The sequence below is a fragment of the Agrobacterium sp. H141 genome (assembly GCF_057158725.1).
Map to the genome: position 1 here is coordinate 2,133,153 of NZ_CM169893.1, position 14,671 is coordinate 2,147,823.

General features: G+C 58.5%; 13 protein-coding genes. 10 read left to right on the top strand and 3 right to left on the bottom strand.

Annotated elements, in window-relative coordinates; translation table 11 throughout:
- The first annotated feature begins 93 nt into the window (after nt 1-93).
- Nucleotides 94-546: a type II toxin-antitoxin system RatA family toxin gene (locus ACWPM9_RS09825; protein WP_484757554.1), complete on the top strand. Its 453-nt coding sequence runs from the start codon at nt 94-96 to the stop codon at nt 544-546.
- On the opposite strand, the gene ACWPM9_RS09830 is transcribed toward ACWPM9_RS09825, so the two are convergent.
- Both ACWPM9_RS09830 and ACWPM9_RS09835 read right to left on the bottom strand, forming a co-directional pair.
- On the bottom strand, nt 531-1,037 hold the full coding sequence (locus tag ACWPM9_RS09830; protein WP_484757555.1) for a CinA family protein: 507 nt from the start codon (nt 1,035-1,037) through the stop codon (nt 531-533). The genes ACWPM9_RS09825 and ACWPM9_RS09830 overlap by 16 nt on opposite strands.
- Entirely contained in the window at nt 1,034-2,260 is a 1,227-nt protein-coding gene (locus tag ACWPM9_RS09835) for a bifunctional 2-C-methyl-D-erythritol 4-phosphate cytidylyltransferase/2-C-methyl-D-erythritol 2,4-cyclodiphosphate synthase (RefSeq protein WP_484757556.1), read from the bottom strand. Before ACWPM9_RS09835 ends, ACWPM9_RS09830 begins: the two co-directional genes overlap by 4 nt.
- 147 nt (nt 2,261-2,407) lie before the next feature.
- Here ACWPM9_RS09835 and dusB point away from each other — a divergent pair, with 147 nt between their 5' ends.
- The 9 genes from dusB (at nt 2,408) to ACWPM9_RS09880 (ending at nt 13,778) form a co-directional block, all read left to right on the top strand.
- Nucleotides 2,408-3,436: a tRNA dihydrouridine synthase DusB gene (gene dusB / locus ACWPM9_RS09840; RefSeq protein ID WP_484757638.1), complete on the top strand. Its 1,029-nt coding sequence runs from the start codon at nt 2,408-2,410 to the stop codon at nt 3,434-3,436.
- On the top strand, nt 3,433-4,578 hold the full coding sequence (locus ACWPM9_RS09845; protein ID WP_428186823.1) for a two-component system sensor histidine kinase NtrB: 1,146 nt from the start codon (nt 3,433-3,435) through the stop codon (nt 4,576-4,578). The genes dusB and ACWPM9_RS09845 overlap by 4 nt, the downstream gene beginning before the upstream one ends.
- Nucleotides 4,575-6,026: a nitrogen regulation protein NR(I) gene (gene ntrC / locus ACWPM9_RS09850; protein WP_428186822.1), complete on the top strand. Its 1,452-nt coding sequence runs from the start codon at nt 4,575-4,577 to the stop codon at nt 6,024-6,026. The genes ACWPM9_RS09845 and ntrC overlap by 4 nt, the downstream gene beginning before the upstream one ends.
- A gap of 213 nt (nt 6,027-6,239) precedes the next feature.
- Nucleotides 6,240-8,510 carry a sensor histidine kinase NtrY-like gene (locus tag ACWPM9_RS09855; RefSeq protein ID WP_484754992.1) on the top strand — a complete coding sequence of 757 codons (2,271 nt, stop codon included), beginning with the start codon at nt 6,240-6,242 and terminating at the stop codon, nt 8,508-8,510.
- A complete protein-coding gene (gene ntrX / locus ACWPM9_RS09860) occupies nt 8,500-9,864 on the top strand; it encodes a nitrogen assimilation response regulator NtrX (protein WP_428186820.1) in 1,365 nt (454 codons plus the stop codon). Before ACWPM9_RS09855 ends, ntrX begins: the two co-directional genes overlap by 11 nt.
- A 39-nt stretch (nt 9,865-9,903) precedes the next feature.
- Nucleotides 9,904-11,280 carry a Trk system potassium transporter TrkA gene (trkA, locus tag ACWPM9_RS09865; RefSeq protein ID WP_428186819.1) on the top strand — a complete coding sequence of 459 codons (1,377 nt, stop codon included), beginning with the start codon at nt 9,904-9,906 and terminating at the stop codon, nt 11,278-11,280.
- A 335-nt stretch (nt 11,281-11,615) separates the two neighbouring features.
- Complete coding sequence (gene hfq, locus ACWPM9_RS09870; protein ID WP_428186818.1) at nt 11,616-11,858, top strand: RNA chaperone Hfq; 243 nt, start codon at nt 11,616-11,618, stop codon at nt 11,856-11,858.
- Between the two features lie 164 nt (nt 11,859-12,022).
- Nucleotides 12,023-13,372 (top strand): GTPase HflX, encoded by a 1,350-nt coding sequence (gene hflX / locus ACWPM9_RS09875; protein WP_484754993.1) that lies wholly within the window; start codon nt 12,023-12,025, stop codon nt 13,370-13,372.
- Nucleotides 13,373-13,421: 49 nt separating this feature from the next.
- Entirely contained in the window at nt 13,422-13,778 is a 357-nt protein-coding gene (locus ACWPM9_RS09880; RefSeq protein WP_484754994.1) for a hypothetical protein, read from the top strand.
- Here the strand turns inward: ACWPM9_RS09880 and mazG are convergent.
- Complete coding sequence (gene mazG, locus ACWPM9_RS09885; protein ID WP_484754995.1) at nt 13,764-14,663, bottom strand: nucleoside triphosphate pyrophosphohydrolase; 900 nt, start codon at nt 14,661-14,663, stop codon at nt 13,764-13,766. The two genes, ACWPM9_RS09880 and mazG, sit on opposite strands and share 15 nt — an antisense overlap.
- Nucleotides 14,664-14,671 lie beyond the last annotated feature (8 nt).

Here is a 14,671-nt window from a genome sequence, read left to right on the forward strand (position 1 = left end):
AGCTGCTGTGGTTGTGGACATTTACCGTTGAAATACAGACCAGAACCGGCGCTGTGCCTTGATCTGCAACGTATTGCCGCCTAAGTGGCATTTATGCCTCAATTTGAAACCACTCGTCATGTCCGCCACTCGCCCGATCGCATGTTCGATCTTGTGGCTGACGTGGAGCGCTATCCGGAATTTTTGCCGCTTTGCGATTCGCTTTCGGTGCGCTCGCGCAAGGAACGTGACGGCAAGATCCTGCTGGTGGCCGATATGACCGTTGGCTACAAGGCAATCCGCGAAACCTTTACGACCCAGGTTCTTCTGAACGAGGCCGAGCACACTATCGACGTCAAATATATCGATGGGCCGTTCCGCTATCTCGACAACCGCTGGCGTTTTCTGGCCGCGGGCGAGGGAGAGTGCGATGTTCATTTCTACATCGACTATGAATTCAAGAATCGCATTCTAGGGGCTCTCATGGGCTCGATGTTCGATCGCGCATTCCGCATGTTTGCCGAGGCTTTCGAGACCCGCGCAGACAAGATCTACGCAGTGTCCTGAGCGACTTTCACCAGCATTTCCAGCGCTGTTTTCACGGTCGCCAATCGCACGCCGTCACGGCCGAGATCGCCATAGCGCATGTCGCGGTGGAGCAGGGTACCCGTACGCGATTTGGCGGCCAGATGGACAAGACCGACCGGCTTGTCGGCCGAACCACCGCCAGGACCGGCAATGCCTGTGACAGCGACGGCCAGAGATGCACCCGATCGCTTCAATGCTCCATCAACCATCTGCAGTGCTGTCTGGCGGGAAACCGCGCCATATTCCATAAGGACCGCATTCGAGACGCCAATCATCTCGTTTTTTGCGGTGTTGGAATAGGTGATATAACCGCGGTCGACGACGGCAGACGAGCCGGCGACCTCGGTTAGCGCGCCGGCAATCAGTCCGCCCGTGCAGGATTCGGCAGTGGCCACAGTCAGATTACGCTGCGTGAATTCGGTCACGATGCGGGTGGCCAGTTGTTCGATGTCGGCGGGGAACAGGCTCATGGCGTGTCGTTTCGATAAATCACGGTCGCTGTGGCAATCGCCGCGATGCCTTCATTGCGACCGACGAAGCCGATCTGCTCATTGGTGGTGGCCTTGACCGAGCAGCGCTCGAGCGAGATGGAGAGAATTTCTGCCAGTTTCTTCCGCATGGCCTGTCTATGCGGTCCGATCTTTGGAGCCTCGGCGATCAGCGAGACATCGGCATTCATGATCGTGCCACCGTTTTTGCGAACGATCTCGGCGGCGTGTTTCAGAAAGATATGTGAGGCTGCGCCCTTCCATTGTGGATCGGATGGCGGAAAGTGGTCGCCGATATCGCCGGCACCGCAGGTCGCCAGGAGTGCGTCGGTCAGCGCATGAAGCGCGACATCTGCGTCAGAATGGCCATTCAGTTTGAGGTGGTGCGGGATGAATATGCCGCAAAGCCAGACACCATCACCGGGCTCCAATCGATGGACATCATAGCCGTTTCCGGTACGCACGTCGGGCAGGGCGCCATCCATACGGTGCTGTCCGGTTAATGTCTGGTCGGCCATGTTGATATCCTGTCTGGTGGTCAGTTTGACGTTTTCGGAAGAGCTTTCGGCAATGCGAACCGGCACGCCTGCCCATTCTGCAATGGCTGCGTCGTCTGTGAAATCATCGCGGTTTTCGGCTGCTGCCCTTTCATGGGCGTCCAGGATTGTCTGGAAGTCGAAGCTCTGCGGGGTCTGGGCACCGTAGAGGCGTTCGCGTGAGACCGTTTCAGCGACCGTGCCATCCAGGTTGCCGCGCTTCAACGTATCTGTGACCGGGGCTGCGGGCAGAACGGCGGGTGCGCCGTCGGCCAGCATCGTCGCGATGCGGTCGAGAGTCACATGATCGATGAAGGGGCGTACAGCGTCGTGGATCATCACGTGCTGGACATTCTTGTCCTTCATCGCTTGAAGGCCGGCTCGCACACTTTGCTGCCGGGTGGCGCCGCCGATAACGGTTGTGATATTCGCATCGGCTGTCAGAGTTGAGCGCGCTTCTTCGAAAAGGGCGCGATCATCGCCGTGAATGACTACGATGATTGGCCCCGCATCCTTCCAGGCGAGAAATCTCTCCAGCGTATGCACGATGACCGGACGTCCGCCGATCCGGCGATATTGTTTTGGGCCCTCAATGGAGGCGCCCGCACGCTCGCCACGTCCGGCAGCGACAACAACTATCCCCGTGGTGTTTGCCTTCATGTGTTGCATCTGCACAAAAAATCCCGGACAAGTATCGGCGTTTCATGGCCCTGCTCTATCCCCGGGCGTTGGGCTTTTCCAGCAGTCGCTGTAAATTTTATGCATAGATTGACGAAACCCCTTGGCAAGCGCGAAAAGGGTGGCTAAAAATAGTGCATATTTTCCGCGTGCCCGAAAGATAATCACTTGTCTTCCAAAGCGCTTCATACTCCATTCGATATCGGGCCCATCGCAATTCGCAACCGTATCGTACTGGCTCCCATGTCGGGAGTGACCGACCTTCCGTTCCGCAAACTCGCACTGCGTTTTGGCGCTGGACTTGTCGTGACCGAGATGGTCGCTAGCCGCGAGCTTGTGCACAACACCGCTGAGTCCTGGTCGCGCCTGAAGAGTGCAGGCTTCAAACCGCATATGGTTCAACTCGCCGGACGCGAGGCCCAATGGCTGGCAGAGGCCGCCCGGATGTGCGAAGCCGAGGGTGCCGATATCATCGATATCAATATGGGCTGCCCGGCCAAGAAGGTGATCGGCGGCTATGCGGGCTCTGCCTTGATGCGCGACCCTGATCACGCGCTGTCTTTGATCGAGGCAACCGTGAAAGCGGTAAAGGTGCCGGTGACCTTGAAAATGCGCCTCGGCTGGGATGAAAACTCCATCAATGCGCCCGAGATCGCCCGTCGGGCTGAAGAGGCCGGTGTGCAGCTGATTACCGTACATGGGCGGACGCGCATGCAGTTTTACGAGGGGCGCGCCGATTGGGATGCGATTGCGGCGGTGCGCGACGTGATCTCGGTGCCGCTGATTGCCAATGGCGATGTCGACACGGTCGAGGATGCTGACGAGATCCTGCGGCGCTCTGGTGCAGATGCCGTGATGGTCGGTCGGTCCTGCCAGGGGCGTCCATGGCATGCCGGTGTGCTGGCCGGCGCTACTGCGCCTGACAATCTCTCAGATGTCATACTCGAACACTACGAGATGATGTTGGAACACTACGGCGAGAACGTCGGCGTTCGCCATGCCCGTAAACATCTCGGCTGGTACATGGAGCGGCTGGTGCCGGACATTGCCAGCCAAGAGAAAGCGGCGGTGATGACGTCCAAGGATGTCAAATTCGTCAAGGAAGCCTTGCGCCGCATATTGACAGACAGTGCCCAGGTCGGGGCACGACGCCAGGAGGCCGCATGACATCTGCAGACCCGACCTCTGCCCAAAATTCACTGGCCATGGCTGTGCTGAATGCCGTGCAAAACCCGGTCATTCTTGTGGATGCTGCCGGTCTCATCTCTTTTGCCAATTGGGAGGCGGAAGCCTTTTTCGGTGCCAGTGCCAGCCACTTGGCGCGTTATCGCATTTCCACATTCATACCCTTCGGTAGCCCGCTGCTGGAGCTGATCGATCAGGTGCGCGAGCGTCGCGGGCCGGTCAACGAATACCGGGTCGATCTTTCCTCGCCGCGACTTGGGCAGGACAAGCTGGTCGATCTTTACGTCGCACCGGTGGTCAGCGAACCGGGTTCCGTGGTCGTTGTCTTTCAGGAACGCTCCATGGCCGACAAGATCGACCGGCAGCTGACCCATCGTGCGGCCGCCCGTTCGGTGACCGGTCTTGCCTCGATGCTGGCACATGAGATCAAGAATCCTCTATCCGGCATTCGCGGTGCGGCCCAGCTTCTGGAAAGCTCCGTCGAAGACGAAGACCGGGCGCTGACACGTTTGATCTGCGATGAAACCGACCGGATTGTTTCCCTTGTCGACCGCATGGAAGTGTTCTCCGACGAGCGCCCCGTCGACCGCGTCGCCATCAATATCCATTCGGTGCTCGACCATGTTAAGGCGATCGCCAAGGCCGGTTTTGCGCGCAATATCAAAATCAGCGAGAGCTACGATCCGTCTCTGCCGCCGGTCTATGCCAACCGTGATCAGCTGGTGCAGGTATTTCTCAATCTGGTGAAAAATGCCGCTGAAGCGGTGGGGGATCGTGCCGACGGCGAAATCCAGCTGACGACAGCCTACCGGCCGGGCATCCGCCTTTCGGTTGCCGGATCGCGGGAGAAGATCTCGCTACCGCTGGAATTTTGTGTGCATGACAATGGACCCGGCGTGCCGGAGGATTTGGTGCCGCATCTGTTCGACCCTTTCATTACCACCAAGACAAACGGATCCGGTCTCGGTCTGGCGCTGGTTGCCAAGATCATCGGCGGGCATGGCGGCATTGTCGAATGCGACAGCCAGGCCAACCGGACGACATTCCGTGTCTTGATGCCCGTATCGAAGGCGCTTGCGCCTGAAGACCTGACCGCTGAGCAATCCATGGGAAGCCTTTCATGACCGCCACGATTCTCGTCGCAGACGACGACGCCGCGATCCGAACCGTTCTCAATCAGGCGCTCAGTCGCGCCGGTTACGATGTCCGTATCACCTCCAATGCAGCCACACTCTGGCGCTGGGTTTCGGCCGGCGAGGGCGATCTGGTCGTCACCGATGTGGTGATGCCGGATGAAAACGCCTTTGACCTTCTGCCACGCATCAAGAAGGCAAGGCCTGACCTGCCGGTGCTGGTGATGAGTGCCCAGAATACCTTCATGACGGCCATCAAGGCCTCGGAGAAGGGCGCCTACGATTACCTGCCGAAGCCCTTCGACCTGACCGAGTTGATTGCCATTATCGGGCGGGCGCTGTCCGAGCCGAAACGGCGACCGGCAAAGCTTGACGACGACATGCAGGATGGCATGCCGCTGGTTGGTCGTTCGGCGGCGATGCAGGAAATCTACCGTGTGCTGGCTCGTCTGATGCAGACAGATCTGACGCTGATGATCACCGGGGAATCCGGAACCGGCAAGGAACTGGTGGCCCGCGCGCTTCACGATTACGGCAAGCGCCGCAACGGTCCTTTTGTCGCCATCAACATGGCCGCCATCCCGCGCGATCTGATCGAGTCGGAACTGTTTGGCCATGAAAAGGGCGCGTTTACCGGCGCGCAGACGCGTTCCACAGGTCGGTTCGAACAGGCAGAAGGCGGCACGCTCTTTCTCGACGAAATCGGCGACATGCCGATGGACGCGCAGACCAGATTGCTGCGTGTTCTGCAGCAGGGTGAATATACCACAGTGGGGGGACGCACGCCCATCCGTACCGATGTGCGCATCGTCGCCGCCACAAATAAGGATCTGAAGACAACCATCAATCAGGGCCTGTTCCGCGAGGATCTGTATTACCGGTTGAACGTGGTGCCCCTTCGTTTGCCGCCTCTACGCGACCGCGCCGAGGATATTCCCGATCTGGTGCGGCACTTCGTCCAGACCGGGGAGAAGGAAGGTCTCGATCCCAAGCGTTTCGAAACTGAAGCGCTGGAAGTGATGAAGGCCTATCCGTGGCCGGGCAATGTGCGCGAGCTGGAAAACCTGATCCGCAGGCTGATGGCGCTTTATCCGCAGGACGTGATCACGCGCGAGATTGTCGAATCTGAACTGCGTTCGGATGTGACTGACAGCCCGATCACCAAGTCGGGCATGGCCAGTGGTCCACTGACGATCGCCCAGGCGGTGGAAGAGAACATGCGCAGTTATTTCGCCAGTTTCGGCGAAGGCCTGCCTCCTTCGGGGCTTTACGAGCGTGTCCTTACTGAAATGGAATATCCGCTGATCCTGGCGGCGCTTACTGCAACGCGCGGAAACCAGATCAAGGCTGCAGATCTTCTTGGTCTCAACCGCAACACACTGCGCAAGAAGATCCGCGAACTGGGTGTGTCGGTCTACCGCAGTTCCCGCTCGGCTTGACAAGTCGGCGGCGGCCGTTGCAATTTCGCCACAAATCGTTGCTCAAAAGCCACGGAAGTGTTTAGTGAGTCCGGGACGATAGGTCAGTCGGGTTTGCGGTCACGAAGTGAATTTTGATTTGCCGACCTGGCTGGTCCTGAAAATCATAAGGTCGGCGGTTGCGGTATGTTTTGCCGATCATACCGGCAAATGCGTTTAGCAGTGGGGGACATAATGGTCAGGCGGGTCATCGCCAGCACGTCGGATGGGGAGGGAGCACCGCTTCATGACCGCCGTGCCTCCTTTGCCATGCCGGGCCTTCTGGTTGCCGGCGGTGCGCTGCTCTGCGCGATCCTGACGCTCCCCGTTCTTCTCGGTCTGACGCCCATTGCCCCCACATCGAATGTGCTGGTCGCGTCCGCCGTCATCAATGCGATGTTCGTTCTGGCGTTGATGTATCTGATCGGCAGGGAAGTCGTTCGTCTCTTTAGTGCGCGGACCAAGGGGCGGGCCGCTGCGCGTCTCCATGTCCGTATCGTTGCGCTTTTTTCGATTATCGCCATCACGCCGGCTATCCTCGTCGCGATCTTCGCTTCGATCACGCTCAATGTTGGACTGGACCGCTGGTTTTCCATACGAACCCAGTCCATCGTTTCGTCCTCCATGAATGTCGCCCAGGCCTATATGCTGGAAAATGCCAGCTATCTGCAGGGCCAGACCATTTCCATGGCCAATGACCTGGAGCGAAATCGCGCGTTGTTCTTTCTTGATCGTAATGGCTTTGTGGAGCTATTGACGCGTCAGGCGAAAGGTCGCGGTATGCTTGGCGCCTTTCTGGTGCGCCAAGATGGCTCCGTCATCACACAGGCGACGATCGATACCGAAAAACCTTTGCCGGCCATTCCGACGGATGCGCTGAAAAGTGCCTCAGCCGGACAGCCAACGCTTATTCCGCCAGGTGTCACCAATCTGGTGGGCGCCATCATCAAGCTTGAGCAGATTTCAGGTGCGTTCCTCTACACGATCCGGGCTGTCGACCCGAAGGTCATGGCCGCCATGCGGCAGATGGAGGAGAATACCGCCGAATACAAATCGATGGAGCAGGGCCGTGCCTCGCTGCAGATTGCCTTTGCGATCCTTTACCTGGGCTTTGCACTGATCGTTCTGTTGGCGGCCATCTGGACGGCAATCGCGGTGGCTGACCGCATCGTGCGGCCGATCCGTCTTTTGATCACGGCAGCCGACAATGTTGCCTCCGGCAATATGAATGTGGTTGTTCCGGTGCGCGTAGCCGACGGCGATGTCGGAAGCCTGTCACGCACCTTCAACAAGATGATCTCGCAGATCCGCACGCAACACGATGAAATTCTGGAAGCCAAGGATGAGGTGGATGACCGCCGTCGCTTCATCGAGGCCGTGCTTTCGGGTGTGACGGCTGCCGTGATCGGCGTTGAGGAAGACAGGTCGATCACCATCGTCAACCCGTCGTCGGAGTATTTCCTGTCGATGGATGCCGACAAGCTGATTGGCCGCAAGCTTGCTGATGTGGCGCCGGAAATCGATCTGGTGGTCCTCGAAGCCGCCGCTCGACATCGCGGTGAATTCCGTAAGCAGATCAATCTGGTGCGCGGCGGCAAGGAGCGCACGCTGAATATTCGCGTGACGCGTGAAGAAAATCGCGGCAGCGCTGAATCCTATGTCGTGACTCTCGATGACATCACGGACCTGGTGATTGCCCAGCGGTCGACGGCCTGGGCGGATGTTGCCCGACGCATCGCTCATGAAATCAAGAACCCGCTTACGCCGATCCAGCTTTCCGCCGAGCGTTTGAAGAGGCGTTATGGCAAGCAGATTGACGAAAATGATCGTGCCGTCTTCGACCAGTGCACAGACACGATTGTGCGACAGGTGGGCGATATCGGCCGGATGGTGGACGAATTCTCAGCCTTTGCACGCATGCCCAAGCCGACGAAGGAAAGAGCGGATCTGCGCGATATCCTGAAGGATTCTGTCTTCCTGCGCGAAATCTCGGATGTCGACATCGCCTTCTTGCGCGAATTTGGCGACGATCCGCTGCTCGGCAGCTTCGATGCCCGCATGCTGGGACAGGCCTTTGGCAATCTGATCAAGAACGCGGTCGAGGCGATTGAGGCGGTGCCGGCGGATGAACGGCCGGAGAAGGGCAAAGTGCTGGTGTCGGCACAATTTGATGCGGTCCAGGACCGTTTCGTGGTGGATGTGATCGACAACGGTAAGGGTCTGCCGACCGAGAACCGCCACCGCATTCTGGAACCTTATATGACGATGCGCGACAAGGGCACCGGCCTTGGTCTCGCCATCGTCAAGAAAATCATTGAGGAACATGGCGGACAGATCGAATTGCACGATTCACCGGTCGATTTTGACAGCCGGCGAGGCGCGATGATCCGCGTATTGCTGCCACGTCTGGAGGCGGTCACACCCGCCGCAGACGAGAATGACAAGGAAGTAAGTTATGGCGTCTGACATTCTGGTCGTTGATGACGAGGAAGATATCCGCGAAATCGTCTCCGGTATCCTGAGCGATGAAGGGCATGAAACGCGCACCGCGCATGATGCTGACAGCGCACTTGCGGCGATCACTGATCGGGTGCCGCGACTGGTCTTCCTGGACATCTGGATGCAGGGGAGCCGGCTGGATGGTCTGGCACTGCTTGACGAGATCCGGGCACGGCATCCCGATTTGCCCGTTGTCATGATTTCCGGTCACGGCAATGTCGAAACAGCGGTTTCGGCGATCAAGCGTGGGGCCTTCGATTTTATCGAAAAGCCCTTCAAGGCCGACCGGTTAATCCTGATTGCCGAGCGTGCCTTGGAAAACTCCAAGCTCAAGCGTGAAGTGTCTGAGTTGAAGAAGCGCGCTGGCGACAGCGCGGAATTGATCGGCACCTCGGTCGCCGTTTCGCAACTTCGCCAGACGATCGAGAAGGTTGCGCCGACCAACAGCCGTGTGATGATTGTCGGCCCGTCCGGCAGTGGCAAGGAACTGGTGGCGCGCATGATCCACAAGCGTTCGGTGCGGGGTGGTGGACCCTTTGTTGCACTGAATGCTGCTGCGATCACGCCCGACCGCATGGAAATGGCGCTGTTCGGTTCCGAAGGTGCGCCCGGTCAGGCGCGCAAGATCGGTGCGCTGGAAGAGGCTCATCGCGGTATTCTCTATCTCGACGAAATCGCCGAAATGCCGCGCGAGACACAAAACAAGATTCTGCGTGTTCTTGTCGATCAGCAGTTCGAGCGCGTGGGCGGAACCAAGCGGGTGAAGGTCGACGTGCGCATCATCTCGTCGAGCGCCTATAATATCGAGGCACTGATTGCCGAGGGGCGGTTCCGCGAGGATCTGTTCCACCGATTGGCTGTTGTGCCGGTCAGAGTGCCGGCGCTTGCCGAACGACGCGAGGATATTCCGTTCCTCGTCGATATGTTCATGCGTCAGGTGTCGGAACAGGCCGGTATTCGTCAGCGCCGTATCGGTGACGACGCCATGGCTGTACTGCAGGCCAATGAATGGCCGGGCAATATCCGCCAGTTGCGCAATAATATCGAGCGCCTGATGATCCTGGCTCAGGGTGACGGGCCGGATACGCCGATTTCGGCCGACATGCTGCCAACCGATCTGTCTGACATGCTGCCGAAGATCGCGGCGCGGGACGACGCACACATCATGACGCTGCCACTACGCGAGGCTCGCGAAATGTTCGAGCGCGATTACTTGATGGCGCAGATCAACCGATTCGGCGGAAACATCTCGCGGACGGCGGAGTTCGTCGGCATGGAACGCTCGGCACTTCATCGCAAGTTGAAGTCGCTTGGCGTTTAAGCTGACCGCGTCCAAACCCGAACTGGCGAGACAGACACTATGAAAGTAATCATTTGCGGTGCGGGACAGGTGGGCTACGGCATCGCCGAGCGACTGGCCGAGGAAGACAATGACGTATCGGTGATCGATACCTCAGCCTCTCTTGTGAGCCGCATTACCGAGACACTGGACGTTCGCGGCTATGTCGGCCACGGGGCCCATCCCGAGGTGCTCAAAAAGGCCGGGGCCGATCAGGCGGACATGCTGATCGCGGTGACGCTCTATGACGAGATCAACATGATCGCCTGTCAGGTGGCCCATTCCCTGTTTAACGTGCCCACCAAGATCGCCCGTATCCGGTCGCAGAATTACATGCAGCCGGAATATTCCGATCTGTTTTCGCGCGATCATCTGCCGATTGACGTCATCATCTCGCCGGAAATCGAAGTGGGCAAGATGGTGCTGCGGCGCATCTCCTTTCCCGGTGCGACGGATGTGGTGCGCTTTGCCGACGATCATATTTCCATGGTGGCGATCGAATGCATGGAGGACTGCCCGGTCCTCAACACGCCGCTCAACCAGTTGTCGCAGCTCTTTCCCGACCTGATGGCGACGGTCACGGGTATCTATCGCAACGGCAAGCTTTATGTGGCCCATTCGACCGACCAGTTGCTGGTAGGGGATCTGGCCTATGTGATCTGCCAACGCGATCATACCCGCCGTACTCTTGGCCTGTTCGGGCACGAGGAGCAGGAGGCCGGGCGCATGGTGATCGCCGGCGGTGGCAATATAGGCTACTATGTCGCCCGCACCATTGAGGACATGCAACCGAAAACAAAGATCAAGATCATTGAAAGCGAGCGCGAGCGCGCCGTTATGGTGTCCGATCAGCTCAACAATACGATTGTGATCAACGGTTCGGCTCTCGATCAGAACATTCTTCAGCAGGCCGATATTCAGGATGCCGACCTCATGGTCGCGCTGACAAACAGCGACCAGACCAACATCCTGTCTGCGGCCATGGCAAAGCGCCTGGGCTGCCGGTCGGCCATGGCGCTGATCAATAATTCATCCTTCCAGGAAATCACGGCTTCCATCGGCATCGATGCCTATATCAATCCCAAGGCGGTGACGATATCGCGCGTTCTTCAGCATGTCCGCAAGGGCCGTATTCGCTCCGTCTACGCTATCCAGAAGGGCGAGGCCGAGGTCATCGAGGCGGAAGCGCTGGAAACCTCTCCGCTGGTCGGCGTGCCGTTTCGCGATCTGGAACTGCCAAGCGGCATCCGGATCGGCGCGGTCTATCGCGGCGGTACCGTGATCCGTCCGGACGGCAATCTCAAGATCAAGACGGGAGACCGTGTCGTGCTGTTTGCCACGGCGGAATCCGTGCGTCATGTGGAGCAGATGTTCCGCGTTTCGATCCAGTATTTCTGATTGGAAGCCTGCTGCGTTCAGGCCTCATACTCCCCAGGAATGGGGAGGGTGGCGCTGTTCGTCTCGACTTGCGCTTGTAAAAATGGCCAGACGACAAGGATACACAAGTGTATGTTTTGGCGCTGCAATCGCTTTGGATCGTGAATTCGACCGAAGGGACGCACGGGGACGAGTCTGCAAGCTTTGCGGGCGCGTTTTCGACATTGCAGAAAAGACGATGATTTGATACCAACTTAGCGGCGAAAAGGGGTATTGGGGGCAATCCCGGTCCACTTTCTGCATCATTGCACTATCCCACCGGCACTCGTGCTGGCAAAAAAGAAAGAATCGGCGCTATGGCGGAACGTTCTCAGAATTTGCAGGATCTGTTTCTCAACACAGTTCGCAAGCAAAAGATCTCCCTGACTATCTTCCTTATCAATGGTGTCAAGCTGACGGGCGTTGTGACCTCGTTTGACAATTTCTGCGTGCTCTTGCGGCGCGACGGACATTCGCAGCTTGTCTACAAGCACGCAATCTCGACGATTATGCCTGGGCAACCGGTGCAGATGTTCGAGACCGAAGAAGCCGCTTCCTGAGCGCTTCGCATCTGGCGGTGGCGCTGCGCATTGCATAAGTCCGGCCCCAAGCCTATATGGCAGTCCAAGGGCCGGACGCCTTACTTATTTGCGCATTGATCGACAGGAAAACCGCCATCTCCATTCGCGACACGAAAAACGATTCCCTAATTCCGGAACAGGAAATGCACCGCGACGACATGCGCGCGGTTGTGCTGGTTCCCGTATTGAAGCAACAGCCAAAGCAGGCCGCAAAGCCCGCGGGCGATCTGTTGAATTCGCGCTCAAGCGAGGGGCGACTGGAAGAGGCAATGGGCCTTGCCCGCGCTATTGACCTGACGATTGCCGCAGGACTGGTCGTGCCGGTCAACCAGCCGCGACCGGCGACCCTGATGGGAAGCGGCAAGATTGCCGAAATTGCTGAATTACTGGATCGTGAAAATGCCGGACTGGTGATCGTCGATCATCCGTTGACACCCGTACAGCAACGCAACCTTGAAAAAGAACTCGATGCCAAGGTGATCGACCGCACCGGTCTGATCCTGGAGATCTTTGGCCGGCGCGCATCCACCAAGGAAGGGACGCTGCAGGTAGAGCTTGCGCATCTCAACTATCAGAAGGGTCGACTGGTTCGAAGCTGGACCCACCTTGAGCGCCAGCGTGGCGGTGGTGGCTTCATGGGCGGTCCAGGTGAAACCCAGATCGAGGCCGACCGGCGCATGCTGCAGGACCGCATCGTGAAGCTCGAGAAAGAGCTGGAACAGGTGGTGCGCACGCGCCAGCTGCACCGTGCCAAACGCCGCAAGGTGCCGCATCCGATCGTGGCGCTTGTCGGCTACACCAATGCCGGCAAGTCGACGCTGTTCAACCGCATCACCGGGGCTGGTGTCCTGGCGGAAGATATGCTGTTTGCCACGCTCGACCCGACGCTTCGCCGCATGAAACTGCCGCATGGACGCACCGTGATCCTGTCCGACACCGTTGGCTTCATCTCCGATCTGCCAACCCATCTGGTTGCCGCCTTCCGTGCGACGCTGGAAGAGGTGCTGGAAGCCGATCTGATCTTGCATGTGCGCGACATGTCCGATCCGGACAATGGCGCTCAGTCCGCCGATGTGATCCAGATCCTCGACGATCTCGGCATTGACGAAGATGAGCGCTCCAAGCGCATTATCGAAGTCTGGAACAAGATCGACCGGCTCGAGCCGGTGGCCCATGATGCGCTGATTACCCGAGCCAACGGTCGTGAAGACATCATGACGGTATCCGCCGTGACCGGCGAAGGGCTTGATCCGCTGATGGATGTGATATCGGCGCGCTTGTCAGGCGTGCTGACGGAAACCACAGTGGTGATCCCGACGAACAAGCAGGCTCTGATATCTTGGGCCTATGACAATGCCATCGTCGATAGTCGACAGGACAATGAAGACGGCTCTGTGACGCTTGATCTCAGGCTTGCGGAGCGTCAGGCCGACGAACTGGACCGCAAGCTTGGCCATGGCGCGACGCCCGAGAAGGAAGACTGGGAGCGGTGAGGAAAGCGGTAGCTTTGCAACCATTGCTTCGCGCAAGAAAGCCCAGGCCGTGACACTTGATCCCATCATACTCCTGTTCGTCTGTCTGGTACCGGCTGTCTGGGACTTCAAGCGCATACAGCGCCGCTACGGCTTCATCCCCGCCATCCTGTCCGCCGCTGTTGTCGCTGGAGGATTATATCTTTGGCTCACATATCTCGTAGCCGGCATCCTGTTTCTGCTCAAAGCGCAGCCTCTGGCCGTTGATTTTGTCGAATTTTCCGCAATCGCCACTGTCCCTCCGGTTGCGACCTGGCTGGTGGGGCGGAAAAGCAGTCTGGCACCGGGCATTGTCGCAGGTGTTGTTGCAGGTGTGGCCATTGTTTTGATGGCCAGTGCGCTGAAGATGTCTCTATTCGGCACCTAAACTTGCACTCGAGTTTTTAGACAATGAACAAGCTGCAGGGCCTTTTTTCGCCGCCTGCCACAGCCCCTCCATGCGCTCCAGGGTCGCTTCGTCCACTGTCTCGCCTGCCGCCTCGAGTTCTTGTTCGATAAACCGGAACCGCCGACGAAATTTCGTATTCGTACCTCTCAGCGCCTGTTCGGGTTCGACCTCCACATGCCGGCCGATATTGACGACAGCGAAGATCAGGTCGCCGAGTTCGTCCTTGACCTTATCGGGGCTGCCTTCTGCCAATGCCTCGCGCAACTCGCCGATCTCTTCTTCGATCTTGTCGAGAATGGGGGCGGGTTCGGACCAGTCGAAGCCGACCTTGGCGGCCCGCTGCTGAAGCTTGAGGGCTTCCGTGAGGGCCGGGAAGGAGCGCTGGACGGAGCCGAGATGACCGGCCTTAAAGTCTTCGGCGGGCGCGGCGGTCTCGCCGCCTTCCGTGAGCTCAGCACGGGCAGCGCGGCGGGCGGCACGCTCGGCCTTTTCCTGCTGCTTGATCTCATCCCATTGGAGCTTGACCGCCTGCGGCGTGTCGGCGTCCGAGCGGGCGAAGACATGGGGATGGCGGCGGATCATCTTCCTGGTGATCGCCTCGACCACGTCGCCGAAGGAAAAGAGGCCCTTTTCCTCGGCCATACGGGCATGGAACACCACCTGCAGCAGAAGATCGCCAAGTTCGTCGCAGAGATCGTCGGGATCGTTGCGTTCGACGGCATCGGCCACCTCGTAGGCTTCCTCGATCGTGTAGGGCACGATGGTCTCGAAAGTCTGGACGATATCCCAGGGGCAGCCAGTGTTTGGGTCGCGAAGGGCAGCCATGATCTCGATCAGGCGGCCGATGTCCTTGGATGCTTGCATGTCTCTTC

Excerpts from the sequence above, each read along its gene's own strand:
- ACWPM9_RS09825 (WP_484757554.1), top strand. The coding sequence starts at position 94 with ATGCCTCAATTTGAAACCACTCGTCATGTCCGCCACTCGCCCGATCGC.
- ACWPM9_RS09830 (WP_484757555.1), bottom strand. The coding sequence starts at position 1,037 with ATGAGCCTGTTCCCCGCCGACATCGAACAACTGGCCACCCGCATCGTG.
- ACWPM9_RS09835 (WP_484757556.1), bottom strand. The coding sequence starts at position 2,260 with ATGCAACACATGAAGGCAAACACCACGGGGATAGTTGTTGTCGCTGCC.
- ACWPM9_RS09845 (WP_428186823.1), top strand. The coding sequence starts at position 3,433 with ATGACATCTGCAGACCCGACCTCTGCCCAAAATTCACTGGCCATGGCT.
- ntrC (WP_428186822.1), top strand. The coding sequence starts at position 4,575 with ATGACCGCCACGATTCTCGTCGCAGACGACGACGCCGCGATCCGAACC.
- ACWPM9_RS09855 (WP_484754992.1), top strand. The coding sequence starts at position 6,240 with ATGGTCAGGCGGGTCATCGCCAGCACGTCGGATGGGGAGGGAGCACCG.
- ntrX (WP_428186820.1), top strand. The coding sequence starts at position 8,500 with ATGGCGTCTGACATTCTGGTCGTTGATGACGAGGAAGATATCCGCGAA.
- trkA (WP_428186819.1), top strand. The coding sequence starts at position 9,904 with ATGAAAGTAATCATTTGCGGTGCGGGACAGGTGGGCTACGGCATCGCC.
- hfq (WP_428186818.1), top strand. The coding sequence starts at position 11,616 with ATGGCGGAACGTTCTCAGAATTTGCAGGATCTGTTTCTCAACACAGTT.
- hflX (WP_484754993.1), top strand. The coding sequence starts at position 12,023 with ATGCACCGCGACGACATGCGCGCGGTTGTGCTGGTTCCCGTATTGAAG.
- mazG (WP_484754995.1), bottom strand. The coding sequence starts at position 14,663 with ATGCAAGCATCCAAGGACATCGGCCGCCTGATCGAGATCATGGCTGCC.